This window comes from Vibrio sp. J2-4 (genome assembly GCF_021728155.1).
In the GTDB taxonomy this organism is placed as follows: Bacteria; Pseudomonadota; Gammaproteobacteria; order Enterobacterales; family Vibrionaceae; genus Vibrio; species Vibrio diabolicus.
Genome location: NZ_JAKKCN010000002.1, coordinates 788,633 through 812,344 on the forward strand (window position 1 = coordinate 788,633; position 23,712 = coordinate 812,344).

General features: G+C 46.1%; 20 protein-coding genes and 1 pseudogene. 11 read left to right on the plus strand and 10 right to left on the minus strand.

All coding sequences use genetic code 11. The features are described 5' to 3' along the window. Positions 1-34 precede the first annotated feature (34 nt). Both pyrF and L3V32_RS09040 read left to right on the plus strand, forming a co-directional pair. On the plus strand, positions 35-736 hold the full coding sequence (gene pyrF, locus L3V32_RS09035; RefSeq protein WP_237284134.1) for an orotidine-5'-phosphate decarboxylase: 702 nt from the start codon (positions 35-37) through the stop codon (positions 734-736). A 497-nt stretch (positions 737-1,233) separates the two neighbouring features. Next, the gene (locus L3V32_RS09040; RefSeq protein ID WP_237284135.1) at positions 1,234-3,072 is read left to right on the plus strand and encodes an extracellular solute-binding protein; all 1,839 of its coding nucleotides are present in this window, start codon (positions 1,234-1,236) and stop codon (positions 3,070-3,072) included. Positions 3,073-3,137: 65 nt separating this feature from the next. Here the strand turns inward: L3V32_RS09040 and L3V32_RS09045 are convergent, their stop codons facing one another. The 9 genes from L3V32_RS09045 to dsrO form a co-directional block, all read right to left on the minus strand. Beyond that, positions 3,138-3,377, minus strand: a complete 240-nt coding sequence (locus tag L3V32_RS09045; RefSeq protein ID WP_005397103.1) for a hypothetical protein — start codon at positions 3,375-3,377, stop codon at positions 3,138-3,140. Between the two features lie 208 nt (positions 3,378-3,585). Further along, positions 3,586-4,164: a membrane integrity-associated transporter subunit PqiC gene (locus L3V32_RS09050; RefSeq protein ID WP_226420942.1), complete on the minus strand. Its 579-nt coding sequence runs from the start codon at positions 4,162-4,164 to the stop codon at positions 3,586-3,588. Beyond that, the gene (gene pqiB, locus L3V32_RS09055; RefSeq protein ID WP_237284136.1) at positions 4,164-5,810 is read right to left on the minus strand and encodes an intermembrane transport protein PqiB; all 1,647 of its coding nucleotides are present in this window, start codon (positions 5,808-5,810) and stop codon (positions 4,164-4,166) included. The genes L3V32_RS09050 and pqiB overlap by 1 nt, the downstream gene beginning before the upstream one ends. After that, complete coding sequence (locus L3V32_RS09060; protein WP_006742665.1) at positions 5,803-7,134, minus strand: paraquat-inducible protein A; 1,332 nt, start codon at positions 7,132-7,134, stop codon at positions 5,803-5,805. The genes pqiB and L3V32_RS09060 overlap by 8 nt, the downstream gene beginning before the upstream one ends. A gap of 304 nt (positions 7,135-7,438) precedes the next feature. After that, positions 7,439-8,491 carry a c-type cytochrome gene (locus L3V32_RS09065; RefSeq protein ID WP_237284137.1) on the minus strand — a complete coding sequence of 351 codons (1,053 nt, stop codon included), beginning with the start codon at positions 8,489-8,491 and terminating at the stop codon, positions 7,439-7,441. 8 nt (positions 8,492-8,499) lie between these two features. Beyond that, positions 8,500-9,063, minus strand: coding sequence for a cytochrome c (locus L3V32_RS09070; RefSeq protein ID WP_370686147.1), 564 nt, complete (start codon positions 9,061-9,063; stop codon positions 8,500-8,502). Between the two features lie 212 nt (positions 9,064-9,275). Continuing rightward, entirely contained in the window at positions 9,276-12,368 is a 3,093-nt protein-coding gene (locus L3V32_RS09075) for a tetrathionate reductase subunit A (RefSeq protein ID WP_237284138.1), read from the minus strand. Positions 12,369-12,385: 17 nt separating this feature from the next. Then, positions 12,386-13,516 (minus strand): NrfD/PsrC family molybdoenzyme membrane anchor subunit, encoded by a 1,131-nt coding sequence (nrfD, locus tag L3V32_RS09080; protein ID WP_237284139.1) that lies wholly within the window; start codon positions 13,514-13,516, stop codon positions 12,386-12,388. Then, positions 13,513-14,280: a sulfate reduction electron transfer complex DsrMKJOP subunit DsrO gene (gene dsrO / locus L3V32_RS09085; RefSeq protein ID WP_237284140.1), complete on the minus strand. Its 768-nt coding sequence runs from the start codon at positions 14,278-14,280 to the stop codon at positions 13,513-13,515. The genes nrfD and dsrO overlap by 4 nt, the downstream gene beginning before the upstream one ends. A gap of 178 nt (positions 14,281-14,458) precedes the next feature. Here dsrO and L3V32_RS09090 point away from each other — a divergent pair, with 178 nt between their 5' ends. From L3V32_RS09090 to L3V32_RS09110, 5 genes are all read left to right on the plus strand, one after another. Then, positions 14,459-16,282 carry a sensor histidine kinase gene (locus L3V32_RS09090; RefSeq protein WP_237284141.1) on the plus strand — a complete coding sequence of 608 codons (1,824 nt, stop codon included), beginning with the start codon at positions 14,459-14,461 and terminating at the stop codon, positions 16,280-16,282. 25 nt (positions 16,283-16,307) lie between these two features. Then, entirely contained in the window at positions 16,308-16,910 is a 603-nt protein-coding gene (locus L3V32_RS09095) for a response regulator transcription factor (RefSeq protein WP_237284142.1), read from the plus strand. A gap of 101 nt (positions 16,911-17,011) precedes the next feature. Then, positions 17,012-17,410, plus strand: coding sequence for a hypothetical protein (locus tag L3V32_RS09100; RefSeq protein WP_053808871.1), 399 nt, complete (start codon positions 17,012-17,014; stop codon positions 17,408-17,410). A gap of 65 nt (positions 17,411-17,475) precedes the next feature. Further along, complete coding sequence (locus L3V32_RS09105; protein ID WP_237284143.1) at positions 17,476-19,587, plus strand: protein-disulfide reductase DsbD; 2,112 nt, start codon at positions 17,476-17,478, stop codon at positions 19,585-19,587. Continuing rightward, entirely contained in the window at positions 19,584-20,099 is a 516-nt protein-coding gene (locus L3V32_RS09110; RefSeq protein WP_237284144.1) for a protein disulfide oxidoreductase, read from the plus strand. Before L3V32_RS09105 ends, L3V32_RS09110 begins: the two co-directional genes overlap by 4 nt. Before the next feature lie 49 nt (positions 20,100-20,148). On the opposite strand, the gene L3V32_RS09115 is transcribed toward L3V32_RS09110, so the two are convergent. Beyond that, entirely contained in the window at positions 20,149-20,682 is a 534-nt protein-coding gene (locus tag L3V32_RS09115) for a hypothetical protein (protein ID WP_005397084.1), read from the minus strand. A gap of 392 nt (positions 20,683-21,074) precedes the next feature. Here L3V32_RS09115 and L3V32_RS09120 point away from each other — a divergent pair, with 392 nt between their 5' ends. From L3V32_RS09120 to L3V32_RS09135, 4 genes and pseudogenes are all read left to right on the plus strand, one after another. After that, entirely contained in the window at positions 21,075-21,707 is a 633-nt protein-coding gene (locus L3V32_RS09120; RefSeq protein WP_069500984.1) for a class I SAM-dependent methyltransferase, read from the plus strand. A gap of 25 nt (positions 21,708-21,732) precedes the next feature. After that, complete coding sequence (locus tag L3V32_RS09125; protein WP_140309793.1) at positions 21,733-22,488, plus strand: class I SAM-dependent methyltransferase; 756 nt, start codon at positions 21,733-21,735, stop codon at positions 22,486-22,488. A gap of 19 nt (positions 22,489-22,507) precedes the next feature. After that, the gene (locus tag L3V32_RS09130) at positions 22,508-22,933 is read left to right on the plus strand and encodes a GNAT family N-acetyltransferase (RefSeq protein WP_237284145.1); all 426 of its coding nucleotides are present in this window, start codon (positions 22,508-22,510) and stop codon (positions 22,931-22,933) included. A gap of 3 nt (positions 22,934-22,936) precedes the next feature. Beyond that, positions 22,937-23,498: pseudogene (locus L3V32_RS09135) on the plus strand (GNAT family N-acetyltransferase). Positions 23,499-23,712 lie beyond the last annotated feature (214 nt).

Sequence of the window (23,712 nt, forward strand, 5' to 3'; positions counted from 1 at the left end):
TATTTAATAAGAACCAAAATAGTTAGGAGATGAAATGATCGACCAAAAAGTTATTGTCGCACTGGATTATGATAACCAAGCAGACGCACTTGCGTTTGTAGATAGAATTGATCCTGCGTCATGTCGCCTAAAAGTTGGCAAGGAAATGTTTACGCTATTTGGTCCTGATTTCGTACGTGAACTCCACAAACGTGGTTTCTCAGTCTTCTTGGATTTGAAATTTCACGATATTCCAAATACGTGTTCTAAGGCGGTCCGCGCAGCCGCGGAATTAGGGATTTGGATGGTGAATGTGCATGCGAGCGGTGGTGAGCGCATGATGACGGCATCACGTGAAATTCTTGAGCCATACGGTAAAGATCGCCCACTTCTGATTGGAGTAACGGTACTAACCAGTATGGAACAAAGTGATTTAGCGGGTATTGGTTTGAACATTGCGCCTCAGGATCAAGTTATTCGTCTGGCGACATTGACCAAAAACGCTGGTTTAGATGGTGTCGTATGTTCAGCTCAAGAGTCTTCATTGCTTAAGAGCGAACTTGGTCAAGACTTTAAGTTAGTTACACCAGGAATCCGACCTGCTGGCTCTGAGCAAGGTGACCAGCGCCGTATCATGACACCAGTAGAGGCTATTCAGTCAGGCTCTGACTATCTTGTTATTGGGCGTCCAATTACTCAAGCTGTGGATCCTGCTGCAGTGTTGAAATCGATCAATGATAGCTTGTCTAGTATGTAAGCACAGTCTTGTATTGTATAAAGAAAGGTGAGGCTGTGATGCCTCACCTTTTTTGTATCTAATAAAAATACCAACCGTAGTAAGTAACTGCTCATTTTAACCAGTTATATCTGCTCGCTTACTTGCTTGCTTTAATTGGTGTAGGGGGGAGCTTATTCGGATAAAGGTTCTACGGTTTATTATGAGAAAAGTAGGGCTTGGTACTGTATCGATCACACTTTTGTAACATAACTCACTGTGATGCATAGAAAATGCGACCATGTATTATTGATGACTTGCGTTACAAAAGCCTAAAGAATACTATGGCGAAGATGCATTCACTGCGTTGTAAGGTCTAGGATGACCTAGTGAAACTCTTTGAAATTAATATAGAAGCTGGCAGGAAGTCACTTCATATTACGCTCCTATTATTTCCTATCTGCGTATTTTCTATTTGCAGCTTTCACACTCCGTCTTCCTTGCTACGACCTTAATCGCAAACACAACAAGGAAGAAACATGACTAAAAAACTGCCATTTTCAGTACTTGCAACACTGACCGCTGCCAGTTTTCAACTGAGTGCGGCAGAGCTACCTGCTGATATAGAATGGATTTCAAATAACAATGAACCTCTGTTCGCCTCTGAAGAAGCGGTACGAGGTGGTACTTATCGTACTTACATTCAGAGCTTTCCTCAGACATTACGAAGTGTTGGTCCAGATGCGAACTCCGGCTTGCGCCAATATTTAATGGATGGTTCACCAAAGCTTGCTCAGCGTCATCCAAATACTGGTAAATGGATCCCCCAACTTGCTAAGTCATGGGCATTTGGAGAGGACAACAAAACCGTATTCTTTAAGCTTGATGAAACGGCCGAGTGGTCAGATGGTGAAAAAATTACGGCAGATGATTACGTCTTTATGATGAAGTACTACACGTCAAAAGACATTATCGACCCGTGGTACAACGACTTCTTCACGAACAGCGTTGTTGGTGTTGAAAAAATTGACGACTACACGATCAAAGTCAATCTTGCTGTAGCTCAAAGTCATGACTCGCTCATGGTTATGATTAACATGCCGAGTAATGGTTTTCAGCCTCGTCCGGAACACTTCTTTGAAGGAGAAAAGGACGCAAATAACGATGGCATGCCTGATAACTTCGTCAGAAAGTTCAACTTTAAATCTGAGCCAACTGCGGCGCCTTACTACATTGATAAAGTGAAGAAAGGTAAGAGCGTGACATTCAAACACGTGGGCGAAGATTGGTGGGGGTATAACAACCGCTACTATAAAAACCGTTACAACGTAGAAAAAGTCCGCATTAAGGTGATTCGCGATCCTGATATTGCCATGAAGCACTTTGAGAAAGGCAACTTGGACTACTTTGAGATGGTGCTACCAAGCTTTTGGCATGACAAAACCGATAGTGATGTGTACAAAAAAGGCTATATCCAAAAGTACTGGGGCTTTAACGAAGCACCACAAGGCGCTGGTGGTCTTTGGATGAACACCGCGATGCCGATGTTGGATAGCCTAGAAGTGCGCAAAGGCGTTATGGCAGCCACTGACTATGACGGCATGATTGAAAATATCATGCGTGGAGATTATTCACGTAAACCGCATGGACTCGGCTTTGGTCATGGCGAATACGATGATCCTAACAATACACCGCCTAAGTTTGATGCCGATGCGGCGGTTAAACATTTCGAAAAAGCGGGCTTTGACAAAGTTGGCGCAGATGGTATTCGTGTCAACGACAAGGGCCAACGCTTGAGCTTTGCTATCACCTATGGATACAACTCTTGGACACCGCGTATTGCGTACTTGAAAGAGCAAGCGAAACTTGCTGGTCTTGAGTTCACGTTAAACTTGGTTGATGGTTCATCTGCGTTTAAATACATTCTTGAGAAAAAGCATCAGTTAGCGTTCTTGAATATGGGTTCTGGTGAGATTCCTGCGTATTGGGAATATCTACACTCGGATAATGCGAATCGACCACAAACGAATGCTCACACCAACTACAGCAGCCCTGAGCTGGACCAGTTGATTGAAGCTTATGACTCTGAGTTTGATCAGGAGAAGCGTTACGATTTATCGCATCAAATCCAAAACTATGTCAGCAAAGCGAATATCATTGTTCCTGGATACATGGTGCCTTATTCTCGAGTTGCACATTGGCGCTGGGTTAAAATTCCTAAAGATGGCATGACAAAAGCGACAGAATGGGTGCTTCATCCAATGGATATTGGTAATTTCTGGATCGATAGCAAAGTAAAAGAAGAGACTGAGGAAGCGATGGACGAGGGTAAAACCTTCCCAGAGACAACGGTCATTGATGATCGCTACAAGTTGTAACTCCACAACTTAGCGGTGATAAAAATGAAAGCCCCGGTAATTAAGTTACAGGGGCTTTTTTATTTTTACTTAACTAAGTAGGACGCTTCTAAAAGGTAGGTTTTCACATCACCAAGCAAAGAGAAGGCCTTGTCGATGGTTTTAAATCGCTCATCAAGTGAGTCACTAGATATTAGTTGGCTGAACGTTTTTACCGAGAAAGCTTCGTTTGCTTTAAAGAACTGATGCACATTTTCAAGCTGAACTTTATGAATATGCTCCACCTTATTTAGGGCGGTGGTTAAATCGGAAATGTTAATCGACATTGCTACTCAAGAACCTTATCAACAAGACCTCTACATAAGGTCATAGGATGGGGCTTTATATTTTGCCGTAGAGTAGCACCAAAGAACGGATTGCAGTCTGACTAAGATCAATTTGTCTCGCTTGATTATCTACATCTATTTCGATCGAAAAAACTTCTTGCAGTACAAAAAAGGGAAGCGACTTGCTTCCCTGTAATTAACATCGATCTTAGATTTTTTTGGCAATGTCCGAAGTCAGTTCTTCCAACCCGACGGATAGTGCGTCGACAAGTGCTCCATAGCCTTCGTCCTTTAGAGGCTGAGAGATTTGTATTGGTGCACTGTTTTCTACCTTACCTTCAGCATTGATGAGTAACCATTCACCCTCAATTTCGATATTGCCTTTGTAGCTACCATTAAATTTATTTAACGTCAGCTGTAGTTTGGCTTCACCATTTTGATCCAACAGGTTGTTCATTTCAGTCGGCCAGTAATGAGTCTGTTTGTGGCGTAGTTCTGTGACGACTCTCTGAGTGATTTGCTCGGAAATACTATGCGCCCATTGATTGTTTCTTGCCTGGATAACTTGAGTCTCAGAGGTTCGGTAAACGATACCACTGTCGTTTAAATAACTTGCCAGTTTTACTGGACGAACAACTAAAGTAGGGCGCTGTGAGATATCAGAAGAGCTCAGCGTCACTGGTTCCGCCTTAGGTAGAAGGTACAAAGCCCCTTTAGTTTCTGGAGCACTACTGCAACCCGTTAGACCGACAAATAGCGCGATAGACAAAAAGAATACTCGTTTCATTAGTTTTGGCCTTTAACTGGGATTGGGTCACTGATTTCATCTTCTCCAAACACGAGAGAGTTTGGCTTTTCGTTTAGCTGTTTAAGTACGGGTTTAAACTCTGTCATCACGCTTTCTAGTTCTTTGAGCGTGGCTTCCATTTCATTGTACATGGTTGAGTTTGGTCCATAACCATCGAGTGTTTTTTGCAACTGCTGCAAGCTTTGGCGAATATCTGTTGGGATCTCTTGCGTCTCTTTTTGATTTAAAAGTTTATCAATACTGTCCGCGACACGTTCTGCTGACGCCAACGTCTTTTCCGACGTTTTTAACGTTGAATTGAGAGAGTTAAGCGTTTCTTCCATTGGTAAGCTATTAATCTTATTTAGGAAGTCGTTAACTTGGCGCTGAACTTGGGCAAAACCACCACGCATGGTTGGAAATACATCTAAACCTTCATATTCACTTGGAACGTACTGATCATCATTAGGATAAAAGTCTGCATCAATATAAAGCGCGCCAGTTAACAAGTTACCAGTCTTTAAGGTGCCACGGAGACCGCGAGCAAACTCTTCCTTCAACTTCTCTTTGAACATAGATAAAGATTGGGATTCTAAATCTCCGTACACTCGACCGAGCTCAACGCGCACCAAAACAGGAATTTTTTTCGCAGAGAAGTTTTCTTCTGGTGTTGGTAAACGCATCGGTACTCTCGTCACGGTACCGATACGAAGACCGCGGTACTCAACAGGCGCATTCGCTTTTAAGCCACGTACTGATTCATCAAATAACATGACGAACTCAATGTAGTCATCGTACATGCCTTCTCTCAGCTGCTTAATATCATCGTACAAGCGGAAGTTAACCATGTCTTCTGTGAGTGGTTCACCGGACTCAAGACCTGGAACAGTATCGAAGGTAACGCCACCCGTTAGCATGCTCTCTAGCGAGCCAAACTTAACTTCAAACCCTTCGGCATTGAGCTGTAAATCAACACCAGAATTCAGCCAAAACTTAGTACGAGTGCGCACTAAACTGTCATAAGGTTTGAAAATAAAGAGTTGATACAGCGCCTTGCGAGCATCAACATCAAAGCTGGTTTTCTCTACACGACCAACGGTAAAGCCTTTATAAATAACCGGATCACCAACACCTAGTTTACCGGCTTCGCGGTGTGTTAACACAAGGCGCAGGCCTTCTGCATCAGGAGAAGCGACTGGTGGAACATCTAATACCGTAAAGTGCTCCTTTTCTACTTTAGATTTACCCGGCTGAAGTTGGATATAAGCGCCAGACAGCAAGGTCTCTAAACCTGAAACACCATCACGACCAATACGCGGCTTCACCACCCAGAACATGGTGTCATCTCGCAGCATGCGCTTCGCGTCTTTATTCATCTGCGCCTTAGCGATGATGTGATCGTAGTTTTCACTGAGAGTGACTTCGGTAATCAGACCGACTTTAACATTCAATGCTCGGATCTCGGTTTTACCAACCTCAATCCCATCTGCGGTCGGCAGTTGGAGAGTAATTTGTGGGCCTGTACTGTTGATGTATTGGAACAGCATCCACGCTCCCATGGCTAGCGCAAGGATCGGGACAATCCAGATCGCAGAAATCTGCTTTTGCGGTTTTATTTGAGCGGTTACGTTGTTCTCATCACTCATATTTGGCTTTCTCGTTTAAGTTGTCAGAAATCGGCTCCTGCACTTCGTTTTGTGGCAACTGCCACAACAAACGTGAGTCAAATATCATTGCAGAAAGCATAGTGAAAATGACCACTGCCGCGAAAGAGAGCGCAGCAGGGCCTGGATAAATCGCCATTAAGTTTTGCAACTGAACCAGTGCAACTAAGATGGCGACGACAAAGATATCGATCATGGACCAGCGACCAATAAACTCAGTTAAGCGGTATATCTTTAAGCGTGAAATACTTTCTTCAGGAGGAAGATATCGCGCTTTTTGCGCATTGTAATACAGCCACGCGAGTGCCAGCATTTTCGCCATTGGAATGAATACGCTAGCAAAGAAAATTACCATCGCAATAGGGTAAGAACCTAAATGCCAAAGCAGTATTACCCCTTCCATGATAGTTGAACCTTCTGAATGTCCAAGGCTTACGGTATACATCATTGGATAAAGGTTCGCGGGGATATAGAAAATGACTGACGCAAACAAAAGCGCCCAAGCTTTTTGTAAATTATCTGCTGGGTTGTATTTATGAATAGGGCTTTTACAACGAATGCAGTATTGGTGCTTTTTCGCTTCAATTGGGTTGAGTTGATGACACGTATGGCAACCAATATGGTTGTGGTTATGGTGCGTATCGCCCTCATTTACATCGGGCAGCACGATGGCTGGAATGAAGTGTCCCCAGAGCCAGCTTTTGTCAACCATAGAAATACATTTGACTACCAGTACGGTATAAACGCAGAACGCCCAGAATGAAGTCCCCATTCCAATGTCTGCCAGAGAAGCGATTTTAATTAAGCTGACTAATACGCCAATCAAGAATACATCGACCATCAGCCAGGGTTCGACTCGAAACAGAAGGCGACATAAAACTTTCGCCATTCGTTGTTGTTTTTTGGATGGCGTATGTTTACGCGCTTTTAATGCTTCGAGATGAAGAAAGAGAATGAGACCGACATAGATAGCAGGCAATACGACGACCGTTGCGAGAAGCAACACACCTAAAAGTACATTTTGAAATTCAGCCAGCATTTTGGCTGCATGCAATAAGGTGATTTCTTGCGATAGCCCTTGCACACTGAACGACATAAAAGGGAAAGAAATGCTTAACACCAACATGATCAAACATGCCGATGAAATGGCGATCACGCTTTGATAGGGCTTAGCATTCACTTTTGTCAGAGAATGTGCGCATCGAGGACATTGAGCTTTTTGCCCTTGATCGATATCGGGAATACGAACAACAAGGCCGCATTCTTCGCATGAAATTAACTGACGGGAATTAGGTTGAATACTCATCGGGTAGGTTTTGGATTCATTTGTCCTAAGAATACTCTTTTTTCATTAGACACGCTTGTTTTGATTCAGGAGTTTACGAGTTTCTTACTTTTGGCATCATAGTATATGGAAGCTCTAAGATATAAACAAAGTCGCGTTTGGCGCATTATTTTACTGCGAAGATTGGTATGTTGGAAGCCGAAAACTACTTAACGTTGCTGGTTTGGAGGGGGGCAGTGATTGCTTCAGGAGAGTAAAACAACCCTGCCCAGAGAGCCTGAGCAGGGAGGTGGGAGCACTGGTATTTAAGATGAATGGTTGTCTTTTACTCGACGGTACCGCTCTTGAAAGCATTCGAGCCGACTTGCTTACCACTAATTGTTTTTCCGTAATAGCCTTGATGTTGGTGATATCTCTCTGCGTTTGCGGCCACGTTGCCTTTAAATCGTGGATCTTGTGGACGCTCGTGGCTATTGACGTATGCCGCAACATCCCACGCTTCTTGTTTGCTTAACTGGACACTTTTCCCAAGCGGCATGTTTTCGTAAATAAAATAGGCCGCGGTGTTAATACGGTGCATACCTGCACCCCAGTTATACGCATATTCGCCCCAAAGTGGTGGAATGTATGAATGGCCGTCGGTGCCTTTTATGCCTGAACCGTCGGCGCGATGGCAAGTTTCGCAGTTCTTTTCGTAGACTAATGCCCCTCGCTCTAGTGATGGTTCTTGCTCAGGGGCGGCGATTTTTGGGTAACCACGTCCAGAGAGATTACCTCGCTCTTCAATTGGTAATGCTTGTGCAATGGCTTCGGGCAACGGGAAGTCTTTTGCTTTTCCACCAACTTGCAACGCTTTTGCGTCTAGCTCCGGAATGGGTTCATCCGTCATACCATGTTTGTCGAGCAAGCCACCCATCGCCAACCAGTAGGCGTAAGCACTAAGAGCAACAATTTCTGGCGAATCGTAAGCGGGCGCTTTACCGTTCATGGAATATTCGAAACAACCCTGGATACGGTCAGCATAGCTGTTTACGCGATCGTTTTTCTTGCGATAAGCCGGGTAGGCCATGTAAGCCGCCCACAGCGGTGCTGCATTGGCTTTTCGTCCTGCTTCCATATGGCAATTCACACAGTTTTGTTCGTTACCAACGTATTTTCCGCGCATTTGTTGCGAGTTAACAAATAGGGAATAACCACGTTTTACTTGCTCACCAAAGGCGGTGTTTGGAATTTTACTCAGATCGCGAGGCTGCAAATATTCATTGTTATTCTCTTTTTTCACCGCGGGCAGTTCAGTTTGACGATCCGGCAGTGGCTCGTTGGCCCAAGTAGCAGCAGTGATGAGAGGCAATGTGAGCAAAGAATAGAAACGTTTCATGTCTGCTCCTAGTAACGTAATGAGGCAAAGTAGTAGGAAAGGTTTTTAATCTCTTCGTCAGTGAGATTTTTCGCGATAGTACCCATCATATTGAGCGGGTCACCACTGCGAGTGCCGTTTTTCCATGCCATCAATTGCGTTTTTAAGTAATCAGCATGTTGGCTTGCGAGGCGAGGGAATTTGTCGACGCCCATTCCGCTGGCTCCATGACAAGTCGCGCAAGCTGGAATGTTTCTATCCCAATCACCTTGGAAGATCAATTTACGATACGGGTTACGAATGTCGGCTTGGTCGCCGCGTTGCTCTGGGTTAGTGAACTCGTAGCTTGGAAGGTTAGCAAAGTAATCCATGACTTCTTTACGAACGGCAGGATCGCTAAGCTCTTTCGCCATGCCTTGCATGACTACGTTTTGTCGTTCGCCACTAAGGAAGAGTTCTATTTGGGTGTTGAGATAATTCGCGTTCAGACCAGCAATCATAGGCGCAATGTTTGGTTGACCCATACCATCTTGGCCGTGACAACCGCTGCACACGCTGGCTTTTTCAGGAATAGACGAGGCGCTTGCGCCCATTGTGGTTGCCAGCAAACAGGCCGTCACCACAGGTAGTATTTTTGACATGCTGACTCACTTTAATTGTTATTAATATCTCCAAGTGTCTACTGTGATAGTGACTTGGGTGCTGTATTGTCGGCCTTGTCAATAAGGAAAGGTATTGTGGATTTCCACATATTTAGAGGATGTGAAGAGCTGCTAAATGGCAGCTCTTCAGGTTTGGTTGTCTACTAAGCTTTGCGGATTTTGGCTGGTAATGATTGACGAGCCGCGGCTCCTACCACCCAGTCTAACAACACGCCTTTCCCTTCTCGGGTTGGGTCAATTAAGCCAATGTCGTTAATGTTGACACCATCTTGGCTGCGCGTTTTTACGGGTTGCTGTTTATCACCGATCCAGTGTGAGCGTTGCCCTAGCTCGGTATGGCCAAACCCATGTTCAAACCCGAGTGTGCCAGGGCGAATCCCGCTGACTATCATCGCAAGTGCTTTGGTGCTTGCAGATGGAGTTTCGATAACAAACTCATCACCCGTTTTAATGCCTGCGCGCTCGGCATCGATTGGATGGATGTACACAGGGTTTACGCCTTTGATCGAGTTCAACCTTGGCGATAGGTTGGATACCGCACTGTGAATGTTGGATTTAAAGTTCGTCAGGCTGAATGGCCATTCTGAGCTTGGGAACTGTTCTTCCATTGGTGTGCCATCGGCCAGCTTTTGTGGATGCCATGTTGGGCAACCGGTGTAGAAATCACCGGTCATGGTGTTTCTTGCGCTGCCGACACGTTCATTCCATATCGCAACTGGTCGTGTCCATTTATGCTTCATCTGCTGACCTTGATACGCTTCGCTGGCATTTTCAAAGCGTCCACCGCGAGCAAAAATAAACGCCACACGTTTCATCTCTTCCGCTGTCAGTGTCTTCTGCATGGCTGGCATTAAACGCTCTAGGCCGGACCACGCGATGTCCTCTGCCGAAACTTCAGGCACGCCGCCTTTCACATAAGCCAAGTTTGCCGCGGAACGTAAGTAGAAATCTTCAGCGCTGTGGAGAGCGTGCCAGTTGCCTTGCGCATCTTGAATTGCATTGTCACCAAAACCGCCCAGCTGCATTTTCTTAGCAACATCAATCAGAAAGTTCTCTAAGCAAATCGAGCGATCGTCGGCGGTTTTCTCTGTTCGAGCTTCCACTATCGGCCAACGAGCGGTGACGGTTTTCACCGGAACATCGTGCCAAGGCGTTGCCATGCCCCAGCTTTCGTAAGTAACGGTGTCCGGCACAATGTAATCCGACAACGCGGTGGTTTCGTTAATGAATGCATCAACAGACACAATCAAACCGAGCTGCTTTGGATCTTTAAGCTTGTCTTCCAGCAGTGTTTTCAAACCGGGTACACCATACATCGGGTTCGCCATGTGGTTGATCCACGCTTTAACGCGATATGGATAACCATCAATAGCCGCAGACAGATGCTCCGTCAGCAGTGGCGCTGCAAACGGATACCAAGGCGCGCGAGTTGGGTAAGGGGATTCACCAGCCTCAACGCGACGTTTGTATTCGCTGGTTTTGTGGTATGGGAATTTACTGCGAGATAGAAACACGCCTTTTGGTCCGACCTTGCCTGCAAATTTGGTGAAGTCGTAACGAGGACCCGCAGCGGAAGTCGGGTAACCTCCCGCTTTTGCCATCGCGCCGCCTTTCATATTTATGTTACCAATCAACGCATTGAGCATCATGATGGTAAACGAGTTATAGAACCCATTGGTGTGCATGTTGCCACCGTGGGTATCGACCACCGCTTTTGTGCCATAGCTGGTGAAGCGTTTCGCTAGTTCTGCAATTTGCTCAACAGGGATGTCACATTGTTGGCTGTAGAACGCAAGGCTGTATTTGAACGCCTCTTCTTTGAGTCTTTGTAGAGACGATTTTACGCGCACTTCGCCCGATGCAAGCGAAACGGTTTTATCGACAAACAGTGCCGCTTCCTCAGCTTGGGTATGAACACCAAATTCGCCGCTTTGCTCATCCACGATGACGTACGGGTCGGAGTCAGACAACGCTTTGCCCTCGAATGGCAGATTCAGATCCGACGCGCGTAAAAACGTGCCGTTTCTCGGGTGCTGCTCATCGCTTATCACGAGATGCGTAGCATTACACCAGTGCGCGGTGCCTGCTCGCTTCATCGCGTTTGCCCCCGGCTGCGCTAAGAAGGTTTTGTTGTAGCGTTGGTTTTCGATAATCCATTGGATCATGCCAAGCACGAGGGCAGAATCGGTGCCCGGTTTGATTGGTACCCAGCGGTTATTGTCACCTGCCGCCAAGCTCGATGAACCCGCAGGCAAACTTGGTGTGATGATGGTGTATTCCAAGCTACCTTCTGTTCGCGCATTGGCGAGTTGGCGCGCCTGACGTTTAAAAGGGTTGCCAGCTTGAGCTGGCGACATACCGATGAAGATGATGTATTCCGCATTATCAAAGTCTGGTTTTAAATGGGCAAATTTATCCAAATCATTCATAAATGCACCGCTGCCAGCACGAAATGCGTAGCCGCAGTACGAACCGTGGTGCCCAAAGTTTCGCGTACCATAGCTGTTGAACGCGAAGCGCTTGAAGATGTCGTCTCGGCCTTCGTTACCGGCGTTGGTCATTAACAGTTGGTTGGCTTTCGGGCCATATTCTGGGTTTTCAGGATCAACGGGCGTTGTTAAATCGCGAATGTCGCGCAAGCCATCAACATGGCCTTCACCAAATAAATCTCCGCCTTCTACGACTTCTTCTATCAATTGTTCGTAGCTGATCGGAATCCATTTTCCTTCGCCGCGTTTGCCTGCTCGTTTCAGGGGCTGAGTAATGCGGTACGGGCTGTTGCGAATTTCTAGCATCCCGTTTCCTCTCGCACAGGCGGTGGAACGGCCGTCGAGGCCCGCTTCTCCTGCCAAACTCAAATAAGCATCTTTGACTGGCGTTTCGAAAGGAATGTGTTGTTGATGAGACAGTGGGTGATATGGGTTGCCACTGATACGCAAGATCTCGTCGTTGCGGTTATCAATGCGTACACGCAACCCGCACAGTGACCAACAGCCAAAGCACATGGATGGAGCGACGCGCTGATTTGGATTCGGGATTAAGTTGCCTTTGTTGTTGACCGTGTACTCTGGTTCAAGCGAGTTACCGTGGTGAATATCACGCGTTTTTTCTCCTGCTGTGCCTTCGATCGCACCCTCGACCATGTGTTTGGTGGTGGTGGCGTAACCTGCAGCGAATGCGCCAAGCCCACCCACTGCAATGCCTGATTTCAAAAACTGACGGCGTTTGTTATCCATGATGAAATCCTCTTTGATTAGCGTTCAGTTAAGGTGAGTGATGTTGGTGTCACTTCGGAGTTTCGCTTTGGCTGGATTAACTCTGAAGCGAGTAATGCCAGTGCAAGCCATAATCCGAGCATGCCGATAATGCCTATCCAGCCATTTCCATCCATAGTGAGTTGGTATGGATACAGCCCTGCATCGAACTTGGCGATGGTTTGCACTTCCATGATGGTGAACCAGCGGATCAGCCATGCGCTTGCCAGTGCGGCAGCAGACACAAAACCGAGCCCTATGCCGTGACGAAATCTGGCTGATGCGGACTTTTGGGTATCGCGCAAGAAGATGAAGGCGAGCAAAATACAACCTAAAACGACAAAAGTGAGCAGAGCTATATTTTGTATCCATTGCTCGCTGGAATAGAGTGAAAATGCGGAATTGTTAGATGCCCAAATCGGTAGCAGTATCAGCGTTAATACACCGCTGGTAACCACCGATTTTTTTAGTAAATTAGTATCGCCAGATGTTAGCGTCTTTGACTGACTAGGCAGCAAGAGCCAAATCAGCAGAGCGAAACCGACCGAGCCCATAAATGCAGTGACAAACCAAAGAATCGGTGATGCTGGTTGGTGCCATAAAGAGCGCGATTTAACGACCGCAATTTCAGCGCCTGTGTAGACAGCGATGGTGATGCCTGATAGTACCGTGATGGCGGACACCATAAGCATCGCTCTACGAGAGAGCGCCCAGTCACCCAATGACAGCTTTGAAATTAGAGGCAGTACTTTCCCTGGCTGATTACGTAAGTTGATCAGATCCTCGCGGAGATACAGCCATGCGGTCACTACCGCTAAACCTGAGAAAACAGGCAAGAAAAGTGACCCTAAAGACATCCATGACCACGGCGTGATGTGTGCGTAAAAATGCCATGCTCGTCCCGGTTGGTGTAAATCACCAGTTAACGCTAATGGTCCCACGATGGCGCCGATGGCCAGCGTCAGCACAAGCGCAGCGCGCAGTCTGTGGCTGGTGTGTTTTTCAAATAACAGGGCGATTAGGAATAAAATAGCGGCCGCATAAGCCGAACCGATGTAGAAGAAATACTGCACCGCCCACGGTAGCCATGCCATCGCTTGAGGTTGGACTAACACTTCGGTGATGTTCATGCGCGATCTCCTTGTGGGTCGTAAATAGCAGGTTGTCCGTCGATATGGCTGGTAAAGCGTTCATCCATGCCGATGTAAAACACGTGTGGCTTGGTCTCTTCATTGGGCTTTAGCACTTTGATGTCGTCTTGGTGCTTCGCAATTAAGCGGCGGACTTCACTTGATGGATCATTCAAATCACCAATCACACGCGCACCGCCAACACAGGTTTCCACGCAGGCAGGTAATAGGCCTTGTTCTAGGCGGTGAGCGCAGAAGGTGCACTTGTCTGCGGTGAGGGTGTCCTCATTGATAAAACGAGCATCGTAAGGGCAAGCTTGTACGCAATACGCGCAGGCAACACAGCGACTGTTATCTACCATGACGATGCCATCTTCGCGCTGAAAGGTCGCTTGAACCGGACAGACAGCCACGCAGGGTGGGTTTTCGCAGTGGTTACAAAGGCGAGGCAGCATAAAGGCTTTCGCTTCTCGCGTGGCTTTCGAGCCGTCATCCAGTGTGACTTCGTATTGCTTCACTGTGGTCCGGAACTGGCCGATAGGCGCTTGGTTCTCGATGCTGCAACCCACGGTGCAAGCCTGGCATCCGACGCATTTTCGCAAATCCACCACCATTGCATAACGTTTCCCCACTTGTCCTTTTCGGTCGGCGGACTGGTTATTTCGAATAATGTTTCCCGCGGTTGCCGTGCCAATGCCCGCGACTGGAATTAACGCGGCTCCAGCTGTGACCGCGCTGAGAAAGCGACGTTTGGTGGAATCCATAACTCACCTGCTTTTTTGTTGTATTTGAATTGACTGATTCCATTGTGAGAAATGCACCGCGAGGCTTATATTGTGGATTTCCACATACCCAGATCAAACTTGATCTAAAACAAATGTGGTTTAGGGAAGGTAGCTGTTATTCTTGTCGCACTCTCTTGACGGAACGATTCGACTCATCATGAAAAAAGCACTGTGGCTTCAGCTTTGGATTCTTTGCTTGGTTGCCTTTGCATCTTTAGCTCAGGGCGCTGTTTCTGAACAAGCAGATCTGCAAGAGCAAAACGCAGTGCAGCCAGAGGCCAAGCAGAAAGTCGAAGTGGGCGTGTTAGCGATACGTGGTCACCTTTATGCTGAGCAGAGATGGCAACCGACCATTGATTGGCTCAATCAGCAAATTTCTGATGTGCATTTTGTTCTTCATCCCCTTAACTTGGATGAAATGGGCCAAGCGGTGAAGTTTCAGACCATGGACTTCATATTAACTAACCCCGGTCAGGCAGTGCGATTGGGCAGGCAATACGCGCTGTCGTGGATGGCCACGCTAACCAGCCGAGCGCCGCAAAATTCGAACTACGGCATTGGTTCGGCGCTGGTGGTTCGGGCAAATTCGCCATACCAAACATTAAAAGATGTTTCTGGGTTCCCTGTCGCGGCAGTGTCCGAAAAAGCGTTTGGTGGTTATCTGACCCTGCGCTATCAAATCGTGGAAATGGGACTCGATCCGAATGACTTTTTTGCGGATGTTCGCTATCTCGGTTTCCCAATTGATGCCAATCTCTACCAATTGCGTGATGGCAATGTGGAAGCCGCTGTCGTCCCTGCTTGTTTATTGGAACAGATGCAAAATGAAGGTCTGTTACAGCAAGGTGATTTTCGAGTCCTAAATCAACAGCTAAATGAACACTCTTCGTGCGCTGTTTCTACGCCGTTATATCCAAACTGGTCATTTGCCAAAACAGAGCGTGGCTCAGCTCAGCTTGCCAAACAGATTGCGCAAGTCTTGCTTGCTATGCCGCCAGATCACCCCGCCATTATTGCCGCTGGCGCGTCAGGTTGGACGTCACCCGTCAGCTTGCTGAGCATCGACAAACTTTATCAGGCGTTGGATCTCCATCCGTTGCAACAACCTTGGTGGAGTGAGGCACTGCGCTGGCTGCGTAGTCATCAAGAATGGGCGTGGGCGCTGTTCATGTTTGTCATTGTATTGAACGTTTACCACTTTTGGCTTGAGTATCGATTTAGCAAGAGCAAGCAAGCGTTGGAGCAGACATCGTTACGCTTAAAAGAGAAAAGCGAACAGTTAGAGCATTCGCAAAGAGTGGCGATTGTCGGGGAAATTGGCACTAGTCTTGCCCATGAACTCAATCAGCCACTGGCGGCAATTCGTAATTACAGTGAAGGCGGTTTACTTCGCTTGGCCAAAAAACGCTCTCATGAAGATATTGTCCCTGTGCTTGAGAAAATACAGGGGCAAGTTGAAAGAGCCGATGCAATTATTCAGCGCTTAAGAACGTTGATTCGCAAGCGCAGTGTCGACAAAGCGCCTTGCGATCTTCAAGTACTCATTGATGACACGATTGAGTTGCTCCATTTTCGAATGCAGAAGCAAAACATTTCGATCGTGACCAGTACAGAGGGGAACATTCGTCCGTTACTTGTCGATGCAGTTGGCGTACAACAGGTTTTAGTTAATGTGATCAGCAACGCGATTGATGCGTGTACTTTGTTCCAAGAGAAATATCACTCATCAGGTTATCAAGGTAAAATTGCCCTGCATTGCGATTACCAAATCAATCAACTCTCCATTCGAGTATTGGACAACGGTACAGGGTTGCAGCAAGAGAATCCGACTCAAGCGTTTGTGAGTAGCAAAGAAGAAGGGCTTGGGCTGGGGTTAGCTATTTGTCGTGATGTGATGGAAATGCATGGTGGCGAGTTTGTCATCAGCTCGACAGCGCCACATGGCTGTTTGGTTGAGCTTGTGTTTCCATATCAAAACTAATCTGAACTAGGCATAGGAGCATTCAATGAGCAGCGGTGAAAAGCAGCTACCTGTTTTTGTGGTCGACGATGATGAATCGGTGCGTGACTCGCTCGCTTTTATGTTGGAAGAGCATGACTTCAACGTCACCACTTTTCCGGATGGACAGTCTTTCCTCGATGGGGTGGACGTTCAGCAGGCGGGGTGTGTCATCCTTGATAGCCGAATGCCCAACCTTCGTGGTCAGCAAGTGCATCAAATTTTAAATCAAGCCAACAGTCCCTTGGCTGTTATTTACCTGACGGGGCATGGTGATGTCCCGATGGCGGTCGATGCATTGCAAGCTGGCGCGGTCAATTTTTTCCAAAAGCCAGTCAAAGGAGATGAGTTGGCACAAGCCATTTTGCAGGGGCAAGTGCAGTCGGCTGCAAACCTTGATATGGCGGCGGCAAAATCGGCGTATGAATCGCTCACTCCCAGAGAAAAAGACATTTTACGTTTGATCATTGCAGGCAAGCGGAACATTCGAATTGCTGATGAGCTTTGCATTGCAATGCGCACGGTTGAAGTACACCGTGCCAACCTATTGAAAAAGTTCTCAGCGAAAACCGTCGCAGAGTTGGCATATATTTATGGCAAGCTAGATTAGAGCTTAGTGAGTGAAGCTTCTTAATGTTATTTGTGGATACAACTTGAGCTTTATGACGACTCGCGTATTATCTTCTTCGTTCCTACTTTATCTGAATTCTTATGAGTTTATTGACTAAACGACATCACACACCACATAAACGGGTGAAATGGCTACTAGCGATTATTGGCTGGGTGGTTGTCGTGTGTCTGATGCAAAATTCAGGTTTTGCATCGTCATGCTCTATGAAGTACGAGACAGTATCGCCTGCTGTTTCACTTACTGATGAGGGTTCGAGCGTCAAGTCGATTGATGCTAAAGAAACCAGCAAATGCGAATTGTCTGAAAAGTTAATTCAATTTTCTCAACATCAACTCGATGCATTTATTGTTGTTCTGTTTGTCGGTCTTTTAGCGTCGGCTATTTGGATGTGCTGCGCTTATATTCGCGCACAACATTGGACGGAGCCGATAGGTCGTAAGTATCGAGTCCATCTGACTTTCTGTGTATTCCAAGAATAAAAACGTGCTTTCTGACCAATAACGTCAGTGATTTAGCACATTTGTTTTTATTATTAGGAATTACTATGAATCAAATTACCAAACTGACTCAGTTCGCGTCTATGTTCTTTATGACGCTGGCTTTGAGTTTGTTCTCTCTGAATATTTCAGCACAAACTACCGATACCGGTTGGATGACCAATCCACAACATCCTCCAGTGCAAACGCGCTTTGTACTAACGGGTCAACAAGATCCGCAAGCCAAAACACTTACAGGTTATTTGGATGTCAAGTTAACCGGAGACTGGAAAACTTACTGGCGATCGCCGGGCGAGGGTGGTGTCGCGCCATCGATAGATTGGCAAAACTCGCAAAACCTGAGCAAGGTTGATTGGCAATGGCCATATCCGCAAAAGTTCGAGTTATTGGGCATTGAGACTCTCGGTTACAAAGGCGACACTTTGTTCCCAATGACGCTGCATATCGACGATATGTCGAAACCCGTCACGATTGATGCAGTGCTCACGCTTTCTTCCTGTACTACGATTTGTGTGCTGACGGACTACCAAATTCAATTGACGTTCTTACCCTCTGAGCTGAAAGTGGACGAAGACGTGATGTTCAGTTACGCCCAAGCGGTGAGCAATGTTCCTCAATCTTCGCCTTTTGTTGAGGTCACGCAAACAAATTGGGATGCGACTCAATCCAAATTACAAATCAAACTAAAGAACACGCAAGGCTGGCAAAATCCTCAAGTGTTGGTGGATGGTGTTGGTGATGCGATTCGTGACTACAGCTTCAAGTTGGATGGACTTCAGCAAGAAGGTGATAGCGTCACAGCAAATTACTCGGTTGATACCTGGCTGGGTGAGGTAGAGCTTAATGAACAATCGTTATATGTTTCTATCAAAGATGATAACTTGCTGGTCGAAGAGGTAACACAAGCACAAGCAGGAGCGGTTACATCGTCACTGCCAACTACCTCTTTAGCGAGTATTTTCTTATTTGCACTGTTAGGCGGTTTGATTTTGAACATCATGCCGTGTGTGCTGCCTGTATTGGGGATGAAGCTCAGCAGTATTGTGGCTGCGCATGGTGTAGAGCGCCGTCAAATTCGTACCCAGTTTATCGCTTCTTCTCTGGGGATTCTCACTTCGTTCTGGCTGATAGCTGGATTCATTTTGGTGTTGAAGCTTACAGGTAACGCGATCGGTTGGGGCGTGCAGTTCCAAAGCCCTTGGTTCCTAGGATTGATGGTACTAGTCACTGCTTTGTTCGGTGCCAATATGTTGGGGTTATTTGAAATCCGTCTGTCATCGGGTACCAATACATGGCTCGCATCGAAAGGTGATAACTCTCTAGTGGGTCACTACGTTCAAGGTATGTTCGCCACTTTGCTTGCGACACCTTGTTCCGCACCGTTTTTAGGCACTGCCGTTGCTTTTGCCTTGGGCGCGGACGTATTAACGTTATTTGCAACCTTTACAGCATTAGCATTGGGTATGGCACTGCCTTGGATCTTAGTCGCTGTGTTTCCAAGTATCGCGCTAAAACTACCAAAGCCCGGTCCATGGATGAATGTCGTTAAGATCGTGTTTGGCATAATGATGTTGGCAACCAGCGTTTGGCTACTTTCATTAATGGCAAATCATGTACCGATGTTATGGATTGCACTCATCGCTGTGGTTGCTTTTGTCGTCATGATGGCAAGAGTTAAGAAAGTGTATGGTGAGAAAGCACTTGCTGTATCGGGGACCGCATCGTTAGTGTTGATAGCTGGTGGCCTGTTACTTGGCAGTGTCACTGCTGACCAATGGGCAACGCCACTTCCGGATGATCTAGCTTGGCAAAAGCTTTCTAATTCAGCGATTGAAGAGCACGTCAATAATGGGCGAGTGGTGTTTGTGGATGTGACTGCGGATTGGTGTGTCACGTGTAAAGCGAACAAGATCGGCGTGATCTGGCAAGATCCTGTCTACTCATTGCTGCAAAGCCCTAATGTGGCGACGTTAAAAGGGGATTGGACGCATCCGGACGGCTCGGTAACGGACTTTTTACGAGCTCATGGGCGTTACGGTGTGCCGTTTAACATCGTCTATGGCCCGGCGGCGCCACAAGGTATCCCGTTACCTGTGATTCTGACTGATGATGTTGTTTTAAGCGCGGTGAAACAAGCGAGTGGGGGATCCATTCAATGAGTTCGACAAAGCAGCGTAGAACAGTCCGATATTGGCTCGTTCAAATCGTACAGATGGTGCTCATTGTCACCGTTATTTCTATCGCGATGGATTGGTATCGCACCAAAGATATTCCCAAACAGGAGGCACCACCATTGAGCTCCGTATTGAGCGATGGTGAATACTTCGATGCAATCGCACAAAGTCAAGAACAACCTGTCGTTGTTTATTTTTGGGCGACTTGGTGTCCCGCTTGTAAATTTGTAAGCCCAAGCGTGAGCTGGCTGAGTGATGACTATGCCGTAGTTGGCGTTTCTGGCTCATCGGGGCCGAATGAGCGCGTGGCGCAGTTTATGCAGGCAAAAGAATATCGTTTTGAAAACATAAACGATCCTTCGAGCGATATTATGCGTGAATGGAAAATTAGCGTGACTCCAACCATTTATATTTTAAGAAATGGTGAAGTGACCTCTATTACGACAGGCATCACAACGCCGATAGGAATATTGGCGAGAATTTGGTTGGCTCGATAACGAAATAAAAATCCGATATTCAAGATACTGAATATCGGATTTTTTCTTTTTATTTTCTCGCTCCAACGGGAATCATAATGTGTGCGTATGGAGTGCCTTTCCACATCACGTATGGGCCACCATAACTTGGGTCGGTTGGTAGAGAGTCCAGCAACGCTTGGTCTGGGGTAATAATCATCAAGTGTGGTCCTTCCACAATCCATTGATTATCGTCCGTCATCCCTTCTGCAAATGGGTCGGTGTTACTGGCACCGCCATCACCCGCTAACATGTAAGAAATGCCTAATGCTTTGGCTTGGAAAGGTTTTTTGTTCATCCAAGCGTCTGCCCATTCCATCCAAGGACCATCCATACACATTGGAGCAATGCCTTCCAATTGAGGAGGCGTTGGGAAGCAAGTGTATTGGCTAGAACCTTCTTGAAGAACGTTATTGTTCCAGTCCATCACTGTTACTTTATCACGAATAGTCGGTGGTGCTGCACTCAGTGCATCTTCTAAAAGTGCTTTTGAATCATCGGCTGCGATTGCGCCAAAAGCGCAGCTGACCGAAACAACAGCAGTTAAATAAGGAGTTAGTTTCATAAATTAAACCTCAAGTTAATACAACATGAGAATTTGAGCACTTTAATTATAGAGTGATATTAACAATAAGAATCATTATTTAAATGAAAAATAATAAGCGATAGGTTTGTTATGTTAATTTAAATATTGTTTTTATATACAGCGAATAGAATGATGGAAATAAGATTAGCTGAATAATCTAAGACAGATTATCAGGACATATTTTCTCTTTATGCACTTAAAAATTCCATCGGAATCACGGGCTAATACTTTCCAAAATTTCATCTATTTCTACTGGTTAGCGCTGAATAACCAGTCGGTTACGTTTCATAAAAAATTAGCCATTTAATAAGTGCTTAGGTGCGTATTGCGTGTTACATTCGAGCATCGTTCTGGTTATCAAGGAGGAAACGATGAACGTAGCAAAAATGTATGATGATGTGTCGGAGCGCTATCAAAAGTTGGTGGATGACAGCCATTACGTCGGCCCACGTTGGATTTCTGGGAAGTTAAAAACCTTTCCCATCGAGCAAGGCTCGGCTCTCGACCTAGCCTGTGCGACAGGCAGTATCGGTCATGTCGTAAAAAATCACTATCCAGATCTCACCATCCATGGTTTAGACATCTCGTCCAAAATGGTTGATAAAGCGCGCCAAACTAACCTCTATCAAAGCGTCTCGGTTCATAACCTTGATGAGCCATTTTCCCCTTTGTTTGAGCAAACCTTCGACCTTATCACCGCACTTGGTTTTACTGAGTTTCTAGCAGAGCCTCAACAACTGCTGGAGTGCATTTCGCGTAAGCTAACTGCGAATGGACGATGTTTTATCAGCTTTCAATACCACGATCCGGATGGACAAGATTTGCCTCGAAATACTTATAGTGGATCGGTCGTGCATACGGCATATACCGAAAGTGAAGTTGAACAACTCTGTCAGCAGGCGGGGTTGGAAGTGGTTTCCCTAGAAAATGTGATTGGTTACGTATCTGGTGTTGGTTATGTGTGTCGATACTTGATGCTAGAGCTGAAAAAGTCACACCGCTGAAATAAGTAACAAACAAGGACTGTTTTTGAAAACACAAGATTTAACCGAGTTCGGGTCGGGCATTGAATACGATGCCCAATACGAGCAGCATTACCATTACGACATTGCTTTCATCACAAGGTTAATCGAAGAAACCAATGCTCGAAGTGTACTGGATGTCTGTTGTGGTTCCGGCATTGTCACGATTCCAGTATCTGAGCAACTCAACGAAGCCATTGGCATTGATATTTCTGAAGGGATGCTCCAACACGCAAAGGACAAAGCCAAAAGCAGGAGTAACTTGCGTTTTCTTCATCTAGACGCAACCCAGTTTTCGTTAGGTAAGAAGTTTGACCTAGCCATAATGACAGGGAATGCATTCCAAGCCTTTTTAAGTGATGAGATGCTAGCAGGTGCACTGAGCTCAATATCAAGACACCTCGAAAAAGGTGGGCGATTTGTCTTCGATACGCGTTTACCAACGCCAGAGAATCTAGAACTGGATCATGAGATGGCACTGTGGCAAACCTATGTTTCTCCAACCTATGGTGAAGTGAATTATTTCGGTATGAAGGCCGAGTATGACTTGCAAACGTCCATCATGTATTTGAACAAAGAGCGCCATTTTGAAAGTGGAACGATTGAGCATTCCAGCATTGATTTAAAATATCGCCCGCTGGAAGACATAGAGGTGTTCCTTGAACAAGCGGGATTCAGAATTATAGAGAAGTACCAATCTTGGTCAGCGCAAGTATTTGAGGCGAATGCCAACTCGCTTGTCTGTGTGGCTGAGAAAATATAAACCAATGTTGAGGGATACAATGCAAGGGTTTCGAATTACCACGTCGTTAGATGACATGGATTTAGACGTTATCTACCAGTTCATTTCAAACAGTTATTGGGGAAAGGGCATTCCAAGAGAACGCCTTGAGAAGTCATTGCGCCATTCGTTCTGTTTCGCGGTTTTGGATGACGAAAATCAACTCGTCGCTTTTGCTCGGTTAATTACCGATCGCACCACGTTTGCGTACCTTGCCGATGTGTTTGTTGTGGAGGCACACCGTGGTAAAGGCATCAGTAAGTGGTTGATCTCAGAAATTGTTGCTCATCCAGAACTACAAGGCTTACGCCGTATGATGCTTGCAACCCGCGATGCTCATGGGTTGTACAAACAGTTTGGGTTCACTCCTATTGCTCCAGTAGAAAATTTCATGCAAATCTGGAAACCGAATGTTTATCAGAGCTAAATCATGATGAGAGTTGAATCTCAACAAGTGGCAATCAGACACCTCAAAACAACAGATGCAGATCCTCTGTTTGAAAACTATTTAGGCGATGAACAAGCATGCCGCTTCCTCAACCGCCAAGCCCATCAAAATTCTAATCAAACCCTTGAAGCCATCGAAAGATGGCGCGCTCAATATGATAAAAAGTCCCCCAATCTATTAGTCTTCGCTATTGAAGAACTCACTTCTCAAACTCCTATAGGCTGTCTGGTGCTGATACCAGAGCAAGACAGCAGTGAAATCCATTTTGGTATTTCTGCTCGCTATCAGGGAAAAGGCTATGCAACCCAAGCCTGCAAACTTGGCGTTGTTTACCTGCAAAGCTTGGGTATAACGCGCATTCGCACTACCCCCGCATATTGGCAACCACGCGAGTATTCGTGTGTTGGAGAAATGTGGCTTTATCAGCCGAGGCATTTTAAAAGCGCATGCGGTTTTTCCTGCTTTAGGACGTGAGGCGCAAGACTGTATGGATATGCGATTGGAGGATACAGAACAGCACCATTTTGCACATTGTTCAGAATGAAATGGGTGGCGGTTGAAACGAGCGGTTACAGAGCTTGTTAGTCGCCATCGTAGACAGCGTCTTTGCTGAATGATTCGTCGAGATTTTTTAATCTTTGATTGTCAGAGACGACTGACAAAGCCTTACCAACTGTGACAACCAAACCGCTATTAAAGCAGGATATTATTCCTTCAACTTTGTGTTTTAGGAGTAGTCATTAGACTACCCAATAATT